The organism is Alteromonas sp. 4NS20-0143 (assembly GCF_057542855.1).
The window spans coordinates 38,879-57,497 of the sequence record NZ_BAAJLR010000007.1 but is presented as its reverse complement, the minus strand read 5'-3'; the positions used below and the strand labels follow the sequence as shown (position 1 = coordinate 57,497).

The window sequence follows — 18,619 nt, the reverse complement described above, 5'->3', positions numbered from 1 at the left end:
AGGGATAAAAATGAAATCACGAGCCATTACTTTGATCTCACTGCTAGCAGCGTTAGGCACATTTTCTGTGCAGGCTGAAAGTATTAGCAAAGCAATCGAAAAATGTCGCGGCACTGAAAACAGCTTAAAGCGCCTTATGTGCTACGACCGTATGGCAAAATCTATCAGCCAGTACGACGACGTTGATATGCAAATAAGTGACGTACCGGCTATTCCTAGGGCAACTCCAAAGCCAGCCGTCACCAAAGTACCGGCGGTTCGTCCTACCGTTGCTGCTGCGCCTCAACAAATGGAAGAGCAAGACCCTGAAGCGTCTTTCGGCTTAGATAAAAAGCGCACTCCAGCCGACGACGTATCTGAAGTTGCACTAACGATTGCTGAGGTGTCAAAAGGCGCCCGTGGAAAGCAAGTGATCACATTTAACGACGGCTCACAGTGGCAACAAGTAGATAATACCTATTTGAAATTAGAAACAGGGCAGGGCGTTACTATCGAAAAGGGCCTATTCGGCGCATTCTTTTTAGGCGTTGACGGTATAAATAAGCGTTTAAAAGTAAAACGACTTAAGTAAATGACTCTATTTGATGCTGGTGTCAATCTGCTAGACAGGCGCTTCGATGCCAGCGAAGTCATTCAACGTGCCGTTGAGGCAGGCGTTGAGAAGTTATGTGTAATTACCACTCACCCAGATGAATGGGAGCCTGCTTATCAACTGTATCTCAAGTATCCTGATATTCTGTGTTACACCATCGGCGTTCATCCGCACCATGCAAAGGACGTTACTGACCAATCATTAATTCAACTTGAGCAGTTAGCGCAGCGCGAAGGCTGTGTAGCCATAGGCGAGTGCGGCTTAGACTTTAATCGCAACTTTTCTGCACAAGACACTCAGTTATCGGTGTTTGAGGCACAGCTTGCTATCGCAGTTAAACTGCAAAAGCCCGTTTATCTGCACGAGCGCGATGCGTTTGAACCACAGATGGGGCTGTTAACTCACTATATTCCTCAGTTGCCAGGTGGCATTGCTCACTGTTTTACTGGCACGGTGGAACAGGTTAATACCTATTTGTCTCTCGGTTTGTACATTGGGATCACGGGGTGGGTCTGTGATGAAAAGCGGGGCGAAGCGCTAAGAGACGCGGTAAAAAATATTCCTAAAGACAGGCTTATTTTTGAAACTGACGCTCCCTATCTTTTCCCAAAAACATTAAGACCAAGAAAGCGAAATAACGAGCCAGCCTTTTTGCCTCACATTGTAAAGCAGGTTAGCGAGATGCTAGCACTATCTGAAGAGCAGCTAAGCGAATACAGTTTTGCTAACAGCTGCACTTTGTTTTCCATAGGCTGAGAACGATTGATGCAAATTCACACAGACAAGCTACGTAATTATGATGTAGGTTTGTTGGTAACTGCCATCGTTGCTGTTGTGCTTTTTATATCGCTGTTTTTAAATATATCCCCCAACTCGTCGCAGCCCCCGCATTACTCACAATTAAAATATCGTTTTGCCTCATCTGACGAGCTAAATTTTGAGAATGTGGACCAAGTACCATCCAACCAATGGATGCCCGCTACATCACCCGTCAATTTGGGAATGAGTGACAAAACTGTGTGGTTTTCAATGGTCATTGAGCCCACTCAAAGCCCAGATAGCAAATATTTGCTGCATATCGACTATGCCTTATTAGATGAACTCGACGTAGGCATATATGAGAATATTAGTTCGGCGCCCCTTGTTACTTACTCTGCTGGAGATACACAAACGGCAGAAAACCGTCCGTTTAAGCACGTAAAGCCACTTTTTCCATTGCCGTCTAGCCAGTTTTCACAGCAGGTTTTTATTAAAGTAAAAACGTCGGGAACCATCCGATTACCCATTCGTATTTGGAAAGAAAGTGAGTTCATTCAGTTCACAGCCAATCGAAATGCTGCACTAGGTGTCTTCTTTGGAATACTGATTGCGATGGGAATAAGCAATTTATTCCTCACTGTCACTACAGGGAGTAAGTCATTTTTTCTCTACTCCGGCTACGTTTTTTGCTTAGCCCTCACCATTGCCACACTTCAAGGTTATGGTTTTACTTATCTTTGGTCGAGTAGCCCATGGTTTCAAGGTAAAGCCGCCGTTATTTTTGCCAGTGCCACCATTATGTTTGGCAGCATGTTTACTCGTAGCTTATTGCCCATAAAGAAACACAGTATTCTGTTGGACAAAATAATGCGCGGTATTGGTTGGCTATGTGGGGCAAGCATCGTTGCCAGTGTGTTACTGCCTTATTCAATTATGATCAAAATTTTCTTAGTGGCCTTGAGCATAATCGTCTCTTTCACGTTGCTATTAGGCGCGTGGATGGCCACTAAAGGCGAGGTGATTGCTCGATACTTTACTATTGCTTGGGGCTTTTTACTGATAAGCGCCTTAGCGGCAAGTTTTGACAATTTAAACCTATTCCACTTGCCATTAACGTCTAATACGTTACTCATTATTGGTGGTGCGGTTGAAACGCTTATCCTGGCGTTAATCTTGGCTATTAATTTTAGCCACAGCAGAGATACACTGATAAACGCTAAGCAATTTGCATTAGAGCAAGAGAAGCAGGCTAATATTGCCAAAGAACACTTGTTAACCATGCAACAACGACATCAAGAAGATTTGGAGTACAAAGTTGAAGAGCGTACCCTAGAGCTTGAGGTTACGTTGCGAGAGCTCTCTGAAGTGAACCAAGAGCTAGAGCGACTCAACGCAGTAGACCCGCTTACAGGCGCTCACAACCGCCGTCACTTTGATAAAAGCCTGCGCGCACAGGGGCGACGAAGTCGCAGAGAGCAAATACCGCTCTCGTTGATCATTCTCGATATTGATCACTTTAAGCAAATTAACGATAAGTTTGGTCATGATGCCGGTGACGAGTGTTTAAAGCATATGACACACCTCTTTCAAAAACATATTCATCGCCCTAGCGATGATTTATGTCGAATTGGGGGCGAAGAGTTTGCTGTTATCTTACCTAATACCGATCTTCGAGGCGGTGAATTCATTGCCGAAACTCTGCTAACCGCGTTGGCATCTGAACCACTGAGTTATGAGGGCGATGAAATAAACCTTACTGCCAGTGCCGGCGTAGCAACTGCTATTATGCATGATGAAGATCAGGCTCAACATTTATTCAGACTTGCCGACTCACTGTTGTATAAAGCAAAGCAGGGTGGGCGAAACAAAGTAATATCTCAACAATTGCAGGACCAACTATGACCACTTCGTTTCCAAATCGCCGAATGCGCAGACTTCGAGCTAAAGATGCTCTGCGTGGACTCGTTGCTGAGAACGCACTTTGCGTAGATGATTTAATTTACCCCGTATTCGTATTGCCTGGGCAAGACTCACGAGAGGCCGTCCCCTCAATGCCAGGCGTAGAGCGTCTTTCTCTCGACCTTTTATTGGTAGAAATGAAAAAGTGGGTTGCGCTGGGTATTCGCACATTTGCGCTTTTTCCCGTCACGCCAATGACCTTAAAAACAGACTGTGCAAAAGAAGCGTTTAACCCTGATGGCTTAACGCAAACGGCACTTTGTGCGATTAAAAAAGCGTACCCAGACATCATGCTAATGTCTGATGTTGCTCTCGACCCATTTACGTCCCACGGCCAAGATGGCCTTATTGATGCCATGGGCTATGTGGTTAACGATGAGACGGTTGAGGTGTTAGTAAAGCAGGCCTTATCCCATGCTGAAGCAGGTGCTGATATTGTTGCGCCATCGGATATGATGGATGGACGCATAGGTCAAATTCGCCAGGCGCTAGAAAGCAACGGATATGTAAACACGTGTATTATGGCCTACTCAGCCAAGTACGCTTCTTCTTACTACGGGCCCTTTAGAGATGCCGTCGGCTCAGCTGCCAATATTAAAGGCGGCAATAAAAAAACGTATCAAATGGACCCTGCAAATTCCGATGAAGCCATTCATGAAATTGCCCTAGATATCGAAGAAGGTGCAGACATGGTAATGGTGAAGCCAGGCATGCCATATTTAGATATTGTGCGTCGCTGTAAAGATGAATGCAAAGTGCCTACGTTTGCTTATCAGGTAAGCGGCGAGTACGCCATGCACCAAGCAGCTTTTGCCAACGGTTGGTTAAACGAAGATGAGGTGGTACTGGAATCGTTATTGGCATTTAAGCGTGCCGGTGCCGATGGTATTTTGACTTACTTCGCCCCCAAAGCAGCAGAGCTATTGCGCAATAGCAATAAATAACACGTTGGGCATGAGTACAAACAAAAAGAGCTGCTTCAAAGCAGCTCTTTTTTTATGAAATGATTTTTTTCTTATGTAGCGGCCTTACCTAAAAGCGCCTATTACAAACAAACCAGCTCACATCCTGCTTTGTGCTGCAGCCAGCATTCATTGGCTAGTTCGGCATTAATTAAAGGGTGAGACTTTAACCAACCTTCTGGAAAGGTAAGCGTCCACTTATCATCTTCACACAACAGTTTTACATCGGGAATATGCTTGTTTTGTCTGCGTAAACACAGCACCACGGCAATGCGTAAAACCCGAAGTAACCCTTTAAGCATAGGGCGATAATCTTGGTGATAATTATCAAATATATTACTGGCAACATTTAACCGATGCTGAGACACAAGCTCTCTAATTGCTGAGCGCTGCAAACGAGTAAAGCCTGGCAAATCGATATAACTGAGTATATATGCACCGTGTTCATGATGGCGTTTGTACTCAATATGCAGGCCAATTTCGTGAAGCTCTGCGGCTGCGCCTAAAATTGTCTCGGTATCGAGGTGACAAATATTCTGTTGACCACACAGTTGATAGCATAGCGACAGCGCCACTTGTTTTACCGTAGCTGCATGAGCCGTGTCGATGTGGTAACGCTGTTTGGCTTGGTTTAGCGTCTGCTGGCGGCGGTCGTTATCGGTGACATTGTCCAACATGCCATAGATTAAACCCTCTCGTAGGGCGCCACCAGAAATGTTCATGTGCTTAATATCGAGAGCTTCAAATAAGCTAATGAGAATGGCCAGTCCCGATGGAAATATTGCTTTGCGGTTTTCTTCTAACCCTTCAATAGTGAGTTGGTCGATAGAGCCGCATTCAATACACTGCTTTTGCAAGTGGTAGAGGTAATCGAGTCGAATAGCATCGCTGATCCCTTGAGCCACTAATATTTCAGTTATTGCCTGTGGCGTGCCTGAAGCACCAAGACAGTTTTCCCAGTCAAAGCATAAAAAGGCGTTAGACACTTCACTAATAAGTGCGTGTGCAGCTTTTTTTGCCTTATCAAAGTTCTCATCGGTTATGCTTCCTCCTTGGAAATAGCGTTCCATAAAGGTGACACAACCCATGTCTAAACTTTTCAAATGAATGGGCTGCATATCATTACCAATAATGATTTCAGTGCTAGCACCACCAATATCAATAACAAGGCTGTTGCCTTGATTGGCCGATGTATAGGCTACGCCGAGGTATATCTGTCTGGCCTCTTCTTCGCCGCTGATAACATTAAGCTTATGATTAAGAATTTCTTCGGCTTTGCGCACAAAAACGTGTGCATTGGTGGCAAGGCGCAGTGTCGCGGTTGCAACCACCTTGATATTTGAAGGGGGGATATCTTGTAATCTTTCAGAGAATACTTGCAGGCATTTCCAACCGCGCTCCATGCTTGTGTCATCAAGCAATAATTGTTCATCAAGCCCGGCCGCTAATCGCACCTTCTGCTTAATTTTACCAATAATTTGAACGCTTCCATTTACTACATGGACAATCACCATGTGAAAACTATTAGAGCCTAGGTCAACGGCGGCATAATACTCGCCGTAGGTCTGGGCATCGTGCTGGAGTTCTGCCTGCATAGTGTCTCGTGTTCTATTTACTATTATTTCGCTGCTGAGGCTTGCCGCGCCCACGGCTATTGCCTCTACGAGAAGAGTTTCGATTATTAGGCACACGCTTTCTGCGTGGCTTAGGAGGTGTTACCTCGTCTAATAATGCGGTTCTATCGTAGTCTGTAACCGGAATAGTTGTATGAATGTACTTTTCAATTGCCGGTAGGTTAAGCGCGTATTTTTCGCACGCAAAACTTATTGCAATACCGCTTCTTCCCGCTCGACCGGTACGACCAATACGGTGCACATAATCTTCGGCATCGTCTGGCAAGTCGTAGTTAAATACGTGCGTTACCGCATCGATATGTAAACCACGAGCCGCCACGTCAGTCGCAACTAATATGTCTAATGCGCCCTTGGTAAAGTCTTCTAAAATACCAAGACGTTTCTTTTGCGGAACATCGCCACTTAATAAACCAACGCGGTGTCCGTCTGCGGTTAGCCAATCTGTGACTTTCTCACAGCTGTGCTTGGTGTTGGCAAACACAATGGCCTTTTCTGGCCACTCTTCTTCTAAGAGCGTGAGAAGCAGCAACATTTTATCGTCATCTGACGGATAAAAGAGTTCTTGGCTTACGCGGCTTGCAGTCGTTTGTTCAGGGGCAACTTGCACATGAGTAGGGTTATTCATGTGTTCATAGGCCAGCTCCTGTACGCGATAACTCAACGTAGCTGAAAACAGCATGCTAAGTCTCTCGTTTGCAGGTGGCATACGACGGAATAAAAAGCGGATGTCTTTAATAAAGCCCAAATCGAACATACGATCGGCTTCATCAAGCACGGCAACCTGAATATTTTTCAGCGAGAATACATCCTGTTTATAGTAATCCAGTATGCGTCCTGTCGTGCCAATAATTATATCCACCCCTTCTTCTAGGGTTTCACGTTGACTTTGGTAACCTTCGCCCCCATAGATCAACCCTAACGATATTCCAGTGTGCTCACTGAGCAATTTGGCATCGTTATAAATTTGCACAGCAAGTTCTCGTGTAGGTGCCATAATGATGGCACGAGGACCGTCTAATTTGCTGTTACTTGAGTTTTCTGCTTTGCTTAGCAGGTAATGGAATGTAGCGACCAAAAACGCAATGGTTTTTCCCGTGCCCGTTTGAGCTTGGCCAGCAATATCGAGGCCTTCTAATAACGGAGGCAGTGCAAGTGCCTGAATTGGTGTACAATGCGAAAAATTCTCTGCCGTCAAGGCGTCAACGACTTTGCTGTTGATCGGCAGGTCAGAAAAATGAGTTTCAGTTAAATGAGTAGGCATAGCTTATAGCTTATCAGTGCTTGCATTAAAAAACAGTTTCTATATAACACTTATGGTAAGGCTGAGAAGACTCAGCGACAGACCAACAATGGAGAAAAGAATGAGCGACAAAATTATCCAGTTATCTGACGATAAATTCGAAGCAGATGTTATCAATGCTGACAGTCCTGTACTAGTTGACTTTTGGGCCGAGTGGTGTGGCCCCTGTAAAATGATCGCACCTATCTTAGAAGAAGTTGCGACCGAGTTTGATGGCAAGTTAACAGTTGGCAAGTTGAATGTCGATGAAAATAACGAAACTCCGCCTAAATACGGTATCCGTGGCATCCCAACGTTGTTACTTTTCAAAAACGGTAACGTTGCAGCGACAAAAGTGGGTGCGTTATCAAAAACTCAGTTAACAGAATTTCTCAACGAAAACCTGTAATTGATACAGAAAAGCCGGTGTAGCTAACTCCTACATCGGCTTTTTTCATTACACTAGGCAGCATTACACTTTAGGATAGTGAGCCCAATTTAATTAACATTTAGTGACCAAATCGCTGGACGTTGGTTAAATATAGTGCTAACTTTTCCCTCAGCGCTCATCCGAGCAGCATTCTGCAACTGTCCAAATCCGGGCGATACCAAATCTAAACGAGAACAGAGTGACCAAAAGTCCTGTAAGCGAAGCTCAAGCACAAAGACCCACCAGTATGAATTTAACCGAATTAAAGAATAAACCAATTAGCGAATTGGTTAACATGGCCGAGAAAATGGGCCTTGAGAATATGGCTCGCGCCAGAAAACAAGACATCATATTCTCTATCTTGAAGACGCACGCTAAAAGTGGCGAAGATATCTTCGGAGATGGAGTTTTAGAAATTTTACAGGACGGTTTCGGCTTCTTACGCTCAGCTGATTCTTCTTACCTTGCAGGTCCAGATGATATTTATGTATCGCCTAGCCAGATTCGTCGCTTTAATTTGCGCACTGGTGACACCATTGCAGGAAAAATTCGTCCTCCTAAAGACAGCGAACGTTACTTTGCGCTATTAAAAATTCGCGAAGTAAACTTCGACAAGCCTGAAAACTCGCGAAACAAAATCTTGTTTGAAAACCTGACTCCATTGCATGCTGCCGATCGTTTGCGCATGGAACGTGGTAATGGTTCAACAGAAGATATTACTGCGCGTGTTCTCGATTTAGCATCGCCTATTGGTCGCGGTCAGCGCGGACTCATAGTTGCGCCGCCTAAAGCCGGTAAAACGTTGCTTCTACAGAATATTGCACAGTCTATTGCTGCCAATCACCCAGAATGTGAATTGATGGTACTACTTATCGACGAACGTCCAGAAGAAGTAACTGAAATGCATCGCCTAGTACAAGGTGAAGTGGTTGCCTCTACGTTCGACGAGCCAGCAAGCCGTCACGTACAAGTGGCAGAGATGGTTATCGAGAAAGCGAAACGCTTAGTAGAGCACAAAAAAGATGTGGTTATTCTTCTCGATTCAATCACTCGTCTTGCTCGTGCCTATAACACGGTTATTCCATCATCAGGTAAAGTACTAACCGGTGGTGTAGATGCAAACGCACTTCATAAGCCAAAGCGTTTCTTTGGTGCTGCCCGTAACGTTGAAGAGGGTGGTAGTTTAACTATTATCGCTACAGCACTTATCGATACCGGCTCTAAAATGGATGAAGTTATCTACGAAGAGTTTAAAGGTACGGGTAACATGGAACTTCACCTTAATCGCAAAATTGCGGAGAAGCGTGTATTCCCAGCTATCGACTTTAATCGTTCTGGCACACGTCGTGAAGAGCTACTTACAAAACAAGATGAACTACAGAAAATGTGGATCTTGCGTAAAATTGTTCATGAAATGTCAGAAATCGACGCGATGGAGTTCTTAATTAGTAAGCTCTCTATGACGAAGACGAACGATGAATTCTTCGATGCAATGCGAAGACAAAGAAGCTAGCACTCGCTAAGAATCTGATAAAGGCGCCTTTGAAGGCGCCTTTTTTGTATCTGTTTATGTCTACAGGCTCATATATTGAGGGTATTAGACTTCCGTATAATGTTTTTGTATTTAGCTATGCGTTATTTTTCCTCCTCGATTCTGTTTGGTGGTGTGTTCTTTTACCAGATGATCTATTCTGGCTAAAACAACAAAGGAAAAACATGATGATTAGGAAGTTAGCAACGTTAACCTTCGCAAGTTTAGCAGTGTCAACCAGCGTATTTGCGGCATCTGTCGATGTTGACAGTTTGGCTACCAATGTAGAGCCAGATGTCATTAAATGGCGTCACCACTTTCACCAGTTCCCCGAGCTTTCTAACCGCGAATTCAAAACCGCAGACTATATTGCGAATTACCTCACCTCCCTAGGCTTAGAGGTACAAACCGGCGTCGCAAAAACCGGCGTAGTGGCCATTCTCGACTCTGGAAAGCCTGGTCCTGTGGTAGCGCTTCGCGCCGATATGGATGGTCTGCCTGTTAAAGAGGAAAACCAATTATCCTATCGCTCTGAACAAATGGGCGAATACAATGGAAATGACGTGCCCGTTATGCACGCATGCGGTCACGACACTCATATGGCCATGCTGATGGGCGCAGCTAAAATCTTAACCGGTATAAAAAGCGAACTTACTGGCAAAGTAAAGTTCATCTTTCAGCCAGCAGAAGAGGGCGCACCCGCGGGAGAAACCGGTGGTGCCGAAGTAATGGTAAAGGAAGGGGTACTTAAAAACCCTGATGTGGATGTGATTTTTGGTTTGCACATTAATGCCAACACTGATGTGGGCAAAGTGCGCTATAAACCTGGTGGCACCATGGCTGCCGTAGATCCGTTTAAAATCATTATTCACGGTAAACAGGCGCATGGCGCTTATCCGTGGAAAAGTGTCGATCCCGTGGTCACCGCTGCACAAATGATCATGTCTATTCAAACCATTGTGAGCAGAGAATTAAAGCTGATTGACGACGCTGCTGTTGTTTCAATCGGTTCAATACACGGTGGTAACAGGTCTAACATTATTCCTAATGAAGTTGAGCTTGTTGGTACTATTAGAACGTTGAACAAGGCAGCCCGTGAGCATATTTATGAGGCACTGCCTCGCAAGGTAAACGCCATCGCTGAAAGTATGGGAGCCAAAGCAGAGCTAACGTTACCGTTAGATTATTCTTACCCTATTACGTATAACGACCCCGCATTAACGCAGGCCATGTTGCCGACAATGCAGCGTACGGCAGGTGTTGAAAACACCTTGTTATCAAATCCTGTCACAGGTGCGGAAGATTTCTCTTTCTTTCAGGAGCAAGTGCCTGGCCTTTACGTGTGGGTTGGCGGAAAGCCTCTAGATGTGTCTGAAGAAGATAGCCCCGCTCATCATACCCCAGAATTTTATGTGGACGATGAAGGCATGAAGTTGGGCGTTAAATTACTGACTAACTTTACACTCGACTACATGGAGCAAAACTAAACATGGCGCTGGGGATTTTCTTTGGGTAAAACTCGTTTTGTTTTTAGCTGGTCTCTAGCGCTTGAAGCTTTTTTAGTGTGCTTAGTGGGGGTGGGTATTAATGTATTGCCAGCCCCTTTTGATAGTTCAGGTATTGCCGTGTTTGGCTACGGCGCAGCGGTATACGCAGCACTTCGCTTTACTCCATACCTGTCGATACCCATTGCGCTACTTATCAGTGCACCTGTGTGGTTTGGCGATGGAAGTATCGTAGGAAAAGAAAGCCTCACTCTTCTTCCTATCGTTATAAGTCTGTTTGGGTATCACAAGTCACTGAAACAGGTGATTAAGATAGGTGCGGGCTTTTGGTCTGTTGTTTTTGTGCCTATTTTGGTACTAGAGCATTATTTCAATAACGGCGCCGATAACAGCGAAAGCCTCAATATAATAATGTCTGGGGTGCTGGTTACCTGGATAAGCGGTGCTTTTGGGTTGGTCACAGGCCATTTCGTTTATCTGGCCACTCATGGTTTAAGGCGAAATATTGCTTATGAGCCGGAGAAGGTTAAGCTTAATTTTCTTTTTAGCTACTTCTTTTCTGGCTGTTTCTTTGTCGGCTCCATGGCCGTAATTTACTTGTCGGTCGCGCTGTTTCAGCAACAGCAGGAGCGCCAAATTCAACAATATATGGTTCAACGGGTTGCGGTAATGCAGCAACAGCTATCCGATTTCATTGAACAGCACCAAAGCGTTGTATCGGCCACGGCAAAAACGCTTTCAGGCAACATGGCTCAAAAAGCATTAGACACTGCATCCTCAAAACAGCTGTCGATAATGGCCGCGTATTACCCTAACTTCATTACGTTTCTTATCGCTGATGAAGATGGTGACATTACCCACACTTACCCCACCAATTTAATTGATAAAGTAAAAGATGGCGTGCGCTCAAATGTCGCTTATCGCCCCTATTTTTCTGAAGTAATGGAATCTGGCGAGCCTTATTTATCCGATGTATTTCAAGGGCGTGGCTTTGGGAACGACCCTATCATCGCCATTTCCGCTCCTATTAAAACAAGCAGCGACAACACCGTTGGTATTGTTGAAGGCTCACTGTCTCTTAAAAGCTTTACTGCCTTCGATGAGCTCAGTTTACAAGGCTTTTCCTTATTAATAGAGGACAGAAAAGGGGATGTGATATTTGCATCAAGCGCGCTTAACTTAGAGCCGTTAAGCAAAGCGCCGTTTTATGAGTGCGAGCCAAAGTGTGATGTTGAAATAGATAATGGCGTAGGCGGAAAAAACTGGCTGCGGTTTAAGGGTGATATACCAAAGGTTAACTGGACGTTAAGCTATTACTTCAACCGGGAATACCTGCAAGCCTCTATGGGCAGCTACCTGATGAAGGACTTGCTCTTACTATTGTTGTTATCCGTCCTTGGTACATTAACTGGCTATTTAGTCGCTCGGATGATCAGCATGCCTCTTAGACGACTCATTCGTTATATTGCCAAATTTGACCCAAAAAGTACGCAGGGAAATAATCTCCCCAGTCGTGCATTTCACATTCAAGAGCTCACTGCATTAAACAATGAGTTTATAAGTTTAGAGCAGCGCTTACTAACAGCCTTTGATGAACTAGACAAGGCAAGGGCAAACGAGAAGCAGTTGAACGTAGAGTTAGGTGAGCTTAATCAGTCACTGGAAGCGCGCATAGAAGAAAAAACGCATCATTTAGAGAGCGCATTAAAATCTGCAGAAGCGGCGAATATTTCGAAAACCCAGTTTCTTGCCAACATGAGCCACGAAATTCGCACCCCAATGAATGGCATTATTGGTTCGTGTGAACTCATGTCAGAGTACGAGCTGCCAGGTCATATAGCGTCACGAGCCAATACCATTTCGCGCTCGGCCACAAATTTGCTGCATATATTAGACAGTATCCTCGACTGGTCTAAAATCGAGTCTGGCAAGATGGCAGTGGATTACCAAGATACGCAGGTACGCGAACTGTTGTTAGGTGCCAAGGAACTTTACGCCTACACGGCCAATGTAAAGGAAGTGGAGATTGACCTTGATGTAGATGACTCAGTTCCTAGCGTACTAGCCCTTGATGCTGGCAAAGTTGGTCAAGTGGTGAATAACTTACTGAGCAATGCGATTAAATTTACTAATGGCGGCACCGTTACAATAACGGCAAGTTATGCCGACAATTCCCTTAATATTAAGATCACCGACACCGGAATTGGCATTTCAAAAGATAAGTTACATACTATTTTTGAGAAGTTTGAGCAGGCCGATGCCTCCACCACTCGCGACTATGGAGGCACGGGATTAGGTTTGCCAATAAGTAAAGGTCTTGTGGAGCTTCTCGGTGGTGAAATGAGTGTAGAGAGCGTGCTGGATAATGGCTCTACGTTTACATTTTATGTTCCCTGTAAAGAAAGTAAGCATGCAGTAGTGGCTAAAGGAACCGATGCTAAGCATAGCATCGCAACTATCCCCAGTAACACCCATATTCTATTAGCAGAAGATAACGATATTAACGCCGAAATCGTCATGGATATGTTGTCTAGCGCTAACGTCCGCTGTATACGTGCTAAAAATGGACAAGATACGTTAGAGGCAGCGAAGAAATACCCGTTTGATGTCATTCTCATGGATTGCCAAATGCCGGTAATGGATGGCCTGACTGCCGCATCGCAAATTCGCAAGCACGGCATAAACAAAGACACCGTGCGTATTATTGCGCTAACGGCGAATGCTTTTGAGGAAGACAGAATAGCGTGTCTCAACGCGGGTATGGATGCGTACTTAAGTAAGCCTATTCGAAAGCGTGTTCTATTTAACTGTATTGCCAACGAACTCGCCGCTGTCTAGATATCTTGTCACAAGTCATTTAACGCGCAATTTGAAACGCCTTTCTACGGGCAATTGAAGTGGGAATTTTGCGCAAGTTACGCTACAATCGCGTGCTTTCCAAACTTGTCTATTTTACCTAACCTGAATCCTGTTTAAAGAATGGTGCAAGCATTTGTTCTATAAAATATAAATTAAAATTTCAAACTCAGTACTGCTAGAAATGATAAGTGCAAGGCGCAAAAGTCACGTAACAGTTGTTCTATTACTTACTTTTGCAACGCAGTAATTCGTGTTTCTAGTGGTGCTGAGCGCCTTTTCTTAAACAGGATTCAGGTTACCTACTCCGAGGATCATTAGATGGCGAAAGTCGCGATTGTAATGGGTTCAACTTCAGACTGGCCTACCATGCAGCAGGCTGCAAAAATGCTGAAGTCGTTCAACGTCGAATTTGACGCGAAAGTCGTGTCGGCGCACAGAACACCAAACTTACTAGTGGAGTTCGCAGAGAGCGCTGCAGATGAAGGCTTTAGCGCCATTATTGCAGGTGCCGGCGGTGCTGCTCATTTGCCTGGCATGATTGCGGCGCATACTCATTTGCCAGTATTTGGGTGTCCGGTAAAATCAAAAGCACTTAGCGGTTTAGACTCATTGTTATCAATTGTGCAAATGCCCAAGGGCGTTGCCGTTGGTACGCTCGCCATTGGCGAAGCTGGCGCAGCCAATGCTGGGCTATTGGCCGCTCAAGTTGTTGCGTTGCAAGACGAGACAGTGCGAGACGCGATTATTGCCTTTAGAAAAACTCAAACCGAGACAGTGCTAGCGTCAAGTAACACATTGGAGCTAGATGAATGAGAGTCGTCGTTTACGGTGCAGGTCAATTAGCACAAATGATGTACCTTGCGGGTAGCCCGTTAGGTATTGATGTACAGGCCGTTGACGTAAATAACGACACGGTTGTTCATCCGGTAAGTAAAACCCCTCTAGATATCCCTCTTGATGAAGCGTTAGTCGGTGCTGATGCGCTAACCGTTGAATTTGAGCACGTTCCAGAGCGCCTGCTTGAAGTTGCCGCGCAAACCAATAAGTTAATGCCGAATATTCAAAGTATTTTGGTGGGTGCAGATCGTGTTCGTGAAAAGCACTTGTTGCAGACTATGGGTGTGGCAAATTGCGAGCACAAAATTGTTACGCACTTAGACCAGTTAGATGAATGTGTTGATGCGCTTGGCAGCAAGTTAATTTTAAAAGCCAGTCGCGATGGTTACGATGGTTACGGCCAATGGCGTTTGTCAGACGACGCCGAATTACCAGAGTTAAAGCAGTCTCTTCAGGGCCTAGATTTAGAAAATGTGCCTTTAGTTGTTGAGAAAATGGTTGCCTTCGACCGCGAGCTTTCACTCATTGGTGTGAGAAATGCCAAAGGTGATATTCGCACTTATCCACTTGCGGAAAACTTGCACCATCAGGGCCAGCTACATGTGTCTGTTGCGCCTGCAACAAACGTCGATGAGGCGCTACAGCAACAAGCACACGATATCTTTACCACCTTGGCCGACGGTATGGACTATGTGGGTGTACTTGCGGTGGAGCTATTCCAAGTTAACGATACCTTATTGGTGAATGAGTTAGCGCCCCGGGTTCACAATTCAGGTCACTGGAGTCAATCTGGCGCGGTAACCAGTCAGTTCGAGAATCATCTCAGAGCGGTGTGTGGACTGCCATTAGGCGATACATCAGCGTTGGGACCCAGTGCCATGGTGAATATTATTGGGTGCAGCAGTTTCTCTCGAGAGCTTTTGAGTATTGATGGCAGTCATTTGCATTGGTACGGTAAATCGGTAAGAGACAAGCGCAAGATGGGCCACATTAATGTGACGACTGATAGCTACCATCAGCTTGGTGAAAAGCTGATGGCCCTTAGTCAATATCTTCCCCTTGAGTACTTCCCCAAATTAGTTGCTGAGGCAACGCGATTAAAAGGTTGACAGTAACCATTTAATCGCTAGAATACGCATCCGCTGTCTAGGCAGCGGTTTTAAATAGTGTGCCGACTTAGCTCAGTTGGTAGAGCAACTGACTTGTAATCAGTAGGTCGCCAGTTCGATTCCGGCAGTCGGCACCATTTATCTTTGTTATTACGCATTTCTTACGTAATATAGTTCCGTTAACCACAACGGAGCAATTTCTCAATGTCATTATCTTCCTATGTTCGCCAATTTCATGGCAAAGCGTTTAGCTGTCTGCTAGCCCTGTCTTGTTTTACTTCGGCTACTGTTTTTGCTCACGGTGAGCACAGCCATGAGAATGAGCACGGCAAAAGCCATGAGCACGACAAAAGCCATGAGCATCATAAAAACCATGGGCACATGACAGACTCCCAATCGCCCGTTGTTCTTAACGATGGCTATGCCCGCGCAACCTTCCCAATGGCTAAAACTGCAGCCGCTTATTTTACACTGCACAATCATAGCGAAGACGACCTTCAACTAAGTGGTGTTACTGTTGACGCCAAAGTGGCAGACGAGGCGCAAATTCACACCACGAAAATGGAAGGCGACGTTATGCGTATGCGTCACTTAACTGATGGTGTGACTATAGGCGCTCACGAACATGTCACTTTCACATCGGGTGGTTACCACGTAATGCTTTTAGGTTTAAAAAATGGTTTAAGCGAGGGAGAAGAAGTGCAGCTCACTCTTCACTTTGATGGGCAAGAGCCATTGCATACGGTTCTACCTGTAAAAGCCGATAAACAAGCTGTGCACAAGCACGGGCATTAAGCACTGTGACGTGTTTATGATGGCGGACAATACCCGTATCTTTCACGTTGAAACTTAAGGGGCTAGCATCTATAAAATAGATGGCTGCAATCAACTTAATGCGAGTTCTATCTGCGTTAGGTTGATATATAGTATTTAGATTCGTTAGCGTTACTGCTAATTAGTTTTAACATTATGTTGAGGAGCGGAACATGAGTAAAATTGATATTGGAATTTCAGAAAGCGATCGTAATGAAGTGGCCCATGGTTTAAAGAAACTATTGGCAGACTCGTACACGTTATACCTTCAAACTCATAATTTTCACTGGAATGTTGAAGGCCCACAGTTTCGCGAACTACACCTAATGTTTGAAGAGCACTACACCGAACTGGCATTAGCGGTAGATGAAATCGCAGAGCGTATTCGTACGTTAGGCGTGGCGGCTCCAGGAACGTACAAAGCATTTGCAGAGCTAAGTGCAATTGAAGAAGTGGATGGTGTGCCAGAGGCTACCGAAATGGTACGTTTACTTACCCATGGCCACGAGCAGGTGGTAAAAACGTGCAGAGAGTCTTTGAAATTAGCGCAAGGTGCGGATGATGAATCGTCTGCTGCACTTATTGGCGACAGAATGCGCGTTCATGAAAAAAACGCTTGGATGCTTCGCGCGACGTTACCGAAGTAGACGTCAAAAGGCAGCGTTTAAGAAAGCTTTTTAAAAAGAGAGCTCTGTAAAAAGAGGTCTCTGTCCGATATCTCGGGACGAATAAAGTAAAGGGTACAGCTATGCTGTACCCTTTTTTGTATAATTGTTATTTCACTTAGTTATATTCGCCTTATTTGGATATAGAAAGCCGGATATAGAAAGCCGGATATAGAAAGCTGGATATAGAAGGCTAAATACATAAAGCTAAATACATAAAGCTAAATACATAAAGCCGGATACAGAAGACTAGATACAGAGCACTAATTACAGATAACTAGATACAAAAGATTCTATACACAGCAAAAGATGTATCTACGATAGCGCATTAAAAAATGCGGCATTCAAAAAGCGACATCGATAAGAGCAATAGCGGACATTGAGGCACAGATGAAAAAATTTACAGCGGGGTTACTTGGCCTTTGTAGTATCAGTTTGGCAGTGAGCCAAGGCGTGATGGCAAATAGTCACAACGACTCAGACAAGGTCATTAGCACTAAAAATGACGGGATAAAAGTAACGACACTAGCACAAGGGCTTGAGCATCCGTGGGGAATGGCGTTTCTACCTAACGGAGATATGCTAGTAACTGAACGCTCTGGTGGTATTCGTAGGTTGTCACAAAGCGGCGAGCTATCAGACAGGCTAGCAAACGTGCCAGAGGTTGTTGCAAACAACCAAGGCGGAATGCTAGATATTACTATCGATCCTGATTTCAGCGAAAACAATACGGTGTATTTTTGCTACAGCAAACCCTCTGATGATGGCAAGCCTGGCAGCAGCAGTAGTGTGGCGAAGGCGACACTGATAGACAATGGGCTCGAGAATGTAGAAGTAATATTCAGCGCTTCGCCTATTATCGACAATGGTTTTCACTTTGGGTGTCGTTTGGTATTTGATGCTGAAAAGTCACTGTATATCACCCTTGGCGATCGCTACAAATACATGAAAGAAGCACAAAATACGGATAATCACTTCGGTACTATAGTGCGCATAAATCGCGATGGCAGCGTACCTGAAAGTAATTCTTTCACTGACGGTGATGCGCCGGAAGTATTCAGTTTTGGTCATCGAAACGTTCAGGGCGTAACGGTTCACCCCGATACTGGTGCAGTGTGGGCAATGGAGCATGGGCCTAAAGGCGGTGATGAAATAAACCTTATCAAAAATGGCGCTAACTATGGCTGGCCTGAAATTACCTATGGCATTGATTACAGTGGCGAGATCATCAGCGATAAAACGCACATGGACGGCATGGAGCAACCGTGGCTCTATTGGGACCCTTCTATCGCTCCTAGTGGACTCGTATTTTATAGCGGTGACATGTTTAAAGAATGGCAGGGCGACATTCTTGTGGGGTCGTTGAAGTTTACTCATCTTCGTCGTATCGATGTGGTAGATGGAAAACCCGCAGAGCAGTACGAGTACCTACGAGATAACGGCGCTCGCATCAGAGATGTTGAGGTTGACGAAGCAGGTGCAATTTATCTGTTAACGGATGCGCCAAATGGCAAGGTGCTAAAGCTGACCAAATAGTGTCAACGCTAATGCCAACGCCAGTGCCAATGTCAATACGAGTGACGCAATAGGTCAGTCGACGCTCTTATCATCAACGGTAAGACAGGGCTTGGCAAAAAAGGCAAGCAAAAAAGCCGAGCTAGCGAATTGCGCTAGCTCGGCTTTTT

15 protein-coding genes and 1 tRNA gene are annotated in these 18,619 nt (G+C 45.0%); 14 read left to right on the top strand and 2 right to left on the bottom strand.

From position 1 onward, the window contains the following. The first annotated feature begins 10 nt into the window (after positions 1 to 10). From AC27HD_RS14525 to hemB, 4 genes are read left to right on the top strand one after another with little or no spacing between them, the layout of a single operon-like run. On the top strand, positions 11 to 571 hold the full coding sequence (locus AC27HD_RS14525) for a hypothetical protein (protein WP_487106745.1): 561 nt from the start codon (positions 11 to 13) through the stop codon (positions 569 to 571). Beyond that, positions 572 to 1,348, top strand: a complete 777-nt coding sequence (locus tag AC27HD_RS14520) for a TatD family hydrolase (RefSeq protein WP_032095440.1) — start codon at positions 572 to 574, stop codon at positions 1,346 to 1,348. A gap of 9 nt (positions 1,349 to 1,357) precedes the next feature. Continuing rightward, the gene (locus AC27HD_RS14515; RefSeq protein WP_032095439.1) at positions 1,358 to 3,253 is read left to right on the top strand and encodes a sensor domain-containing diguanylate cyclase; all 1,896 of its coding nucleotides are present in this window, start codon (positions 1,358 to 1,360) and stop codon (positions 3,251 to 3,253) included. Beyond that, positions 3,250 to 4,254, top strand: a complete 1,005-nt coding sequence (gene hemB, locus AC27HD_RS14510; protein ID WP_487106742.1) for a porphobilinogen synthase — start codon at positions 3,250 to 3,252, stop codon at positions 4,252 to 4,254. The genes AC27HD_RS14515 and hemB overlap by 4 nt, the downstream gene beginning before the upstream one ends. A 101-nt stretch (positions 4,255 to 4,355) precedes the next feature. Here hemB and AC27HD_RS14505 read toward each other — a convergent pair whose 3' ends face one another. Next, the gene (locus tag AC27HD_RS14505; protein ID WP_032095437.1) at positions 4,356 to 5,867 is read right to left on the bottom strand and encodes a Ppx/GppA phosphatase family protein; all 1,512 of its coding nucleotides are present in this window, start codon (positions 5,865 to 5,867) and stop codon (positions 4,356 to 4,358) included. 13 nt (positions 5,868 to 5,880) lie between these two features. Next, positions 5,881 to 7,167, bottom strand: a complete 1,287-nt coding sequence (gene rhlB / locus AC27HD_RS14500) for an ATP-dependent RNA helicase RhlB (protein WP_032095436.1) — start codon at positions 7,165 to 7,167, stop codon at positions 5,881 to 5,883. 100 nt (positions 7,168 to 7,267) lie between these two features. Between rhlB and trxA the strand changes: the two genes are divergently transcribed. The 10 genes from trxA to AC27HD_RS14450 all read left to right on the top strand — a co-directional run bounded on the left by trxA (position 7,268) and on the right by AC27HD_RS14450 (position 18,470). After that, positions 7,268 to 7,594 carry a thioredoxin TrxA gene (gene trxA, locus AC27HD_RS14495; protein WP_032095435.1) on the top strand — a complete coding sequence of 109 codons (327 nt, stop codon included), beginning with the start codon at positions 7,268 to 7,270 and terminating at the stop codon, positions 7,592 to 7,594. A 268-nt stretch (positions 7,595 to 7,862) separates the two neighbouring features. Next, positions 7,863 to 9,128 carry a transcription termination factor Rho gene (rho, locus tag AC27HD_RS14490; protein WP_032095483.1) on the top strand — a complete coding sequence of 422 codons (1,266 nt, stop codon included), beginning with the start codon at positions 7,863 to 7,865 and terminating at the stop codon, positions 9,126 to 9,128. A 206-nt stretch (positions 9,129 to 9,334) separates the two neighbouring features. Further along, positions 9,335 to 10,633 carry an amidohydrolase gene (locus AC27HD_RS14485; protein ID WP_487106846.1) on the top strand — a complete coding sequence of 433 codons (1,299 nt, stop codon included), beginning with the start codon at positions 9,335 to 9,337 and terminating at the stop codon, positions 10,631 to 10,633. Between the two features lie 21 nt (positions 10,634 to 10,654). Beyond that, complete coding sequence (locus AC27HD_RS14480) at positions 10,655 to 13,489, top strand: ATP-binding protein (protein WP_487106739.1); 2,835 nt, start codon at positions 10,655 to 10,657, stop codon at positions 13,487 to 13,489. 339 nt (positions 13,490 to 13,828) lie between these two features. Then, the gene (purE, locus tag AC27HD_RS14475; RefSeq protein WP_032095432.1) at positions 13,829 to 14,323 is read left to right on the top strand and encodes a 5-(carboxyamino)imidazole ribonucleotide mutase; all 495 of its coding nucleotides are present in this window, start codon (positions 13,829 to 13,831) and stop codon (positions 14,321 to 14,323) included. Continuing rightward, on the top strand, positions 14,320 to 15,456 hold the full coding sequence (locus tag AC27HD_RS14470) for a 5-(carboxyamino)imidazole ribonucleotide synthase (RefSeq protein ID WP_032095431.1): 1,137 nt from the start codon (positions 14,320 to 14,322) through the stop codon (positions 15,454 to 15,456). The genes purE and AC27HD_RS14470 overlap by 4 nt, the downstream gene beginning before the upstream one ends. A 61-nt stretch (positions 15,457 to 15,517) precedes the next feature. Next, positions 15,518 to 15,593 (top strand) — tRNA-Thr (locus AC27HD_RS14465). A 67-nt stretch (positions 15,594 to 15,660) separates the two neighbouring features. Continuing rightward, entirely contained in the window at positions 15,661 to 16,251 is a 591-nt protein-coding gene (locus tag AC27HD_RS14460; RefSeq protein WP_052010107.1) for a copper chaperone PCu(A)C, read from the top strand. Positions 16,252 to 16,442: 191 nt separating this feature from the next. Then, positions 16,443 to 16,916, top strand: coding sequence for a Dps family protein (locus tag AC27HD_RS14455; RefSeq protein ID WP_487106736.1), 474 nt, complete (start codon positions 16,443 to 16,445; stop codon positions 16,914 to 16,916). A gap of 408 nt (positions 16,917 to 17,324) precedes the next feature. After that, positions 17,325 to 18,470 (top strand): PQQ-dependent sugar dehydrogenase, encoded by a 1,146-nt coding sequence (locus AC27HD_RS14450; protein ID WP_487106734.1) that lies wholly within the window; start codon positions 17,325 to 17,327, stop codon positions 18,468 to 18,470. Positions 18,471 to 18,619 lie beyond the last annotated feature (149 nt).

Excerpts from the sequence above, each read along its gene's own strand:
- AC27HD_RS14525 (WP_487106745.1), top strand. The coding sequence starts at position 11 with ATGAAATCACGAGCCATTACTTTGATCTCACTGCTAGCAGCGTTAGGC.
- AC27HD_RS14520 (WP_032095440.1), top strand. The coding sequence starts at position 572 with ATGACTCTATTTGATGCTGGTGTCAATCTGCTAGACAGGCGCTTCGAT.
- AC27HD_RS14515 (WP_032095439.1), top strand. The coding sequence starts at position 1,358 with ATGCAAATTCACACAGACAAGCTACGTAATTATGATGTAGGTTTGTTG.
- hemB (WP_487106742.1), top strand. The coding sequence starts at position 3,250 with ATGACCACTTCGTTTCCAAATCGCCGAATGCGCAGACTTCGAGCTAAA.
- AC27HD_RS14505 (WP_032095437.1), bottom strand. The coding sequence starts at position 5,867 with ATGCAGGCAGAACTCCAGCACGATGCCCAGACCTACGGCGAGTATTAT.
- rhlB (WP_032095436.1), bottom strand. The coding sequence starts at position 7,167 with ATGCCTACTCATTTAACTGAAACTCATTTTTCTGACCTGCCGATCAAC.
- trxA (WP_032095435.1), top strand. The coding sequence starts at position 7,268 with ATGAGCGACAAAATTATCCAGTTATCTGACGATAAATTCGAAGCAGAT.
- rho (WP_032095483.1), top strand. The coding sequence starts at position 7,863 with ATGAATTTAACCGAATTAAAGAATAAACCAATTAGCGAATTGGTTAAC.
- AC27HD_RS14485 (WP_487106846.1), top strand. The coding sequence starts at position 9,335 with ATGATTAGGAAGTTAGCAACGTTAACCTTCGCAAGTTTAGCAGTGTCA.
- purE (WP_032095432.1), top strand. The coding sequence starts at position 13,829 with ATGGCGAAAGTCGCGATTGTAATGGGTTCAACTTCAGACTGGCCTACC.
- AC27HD_RS14470 (WP_032095431.1), top strand. The coding sequence starts at position 14,320 with ATGAGAGTCGTCGTTTACGGTGCAGGTCAATTAGCACAAATGATGTAC.
- AC27HD_RS14460 (WP_052010107.1), top strand. The coding sequence starts at position 15,661 with ATGTCATTATCTTCCTATGTTCGCCAATTTCATGGCAAAGCGTTTAGC.
- AC27HD_RS14455 (WP_487106736.1), top strand. The coding sequence starts at position 16,443 with ATGAGTAAAATTGATATTGGAATTTCAGAAAGCGATCGTAATGAAGTG.
- AC27HD_RS14450 (WP_487106734.1), top strand. The coding sequence starts at position 17,325 with ATGAAAAAATTTACAGCGGGGTTACTTGGCCTTTGTAGTATCAGTTTG.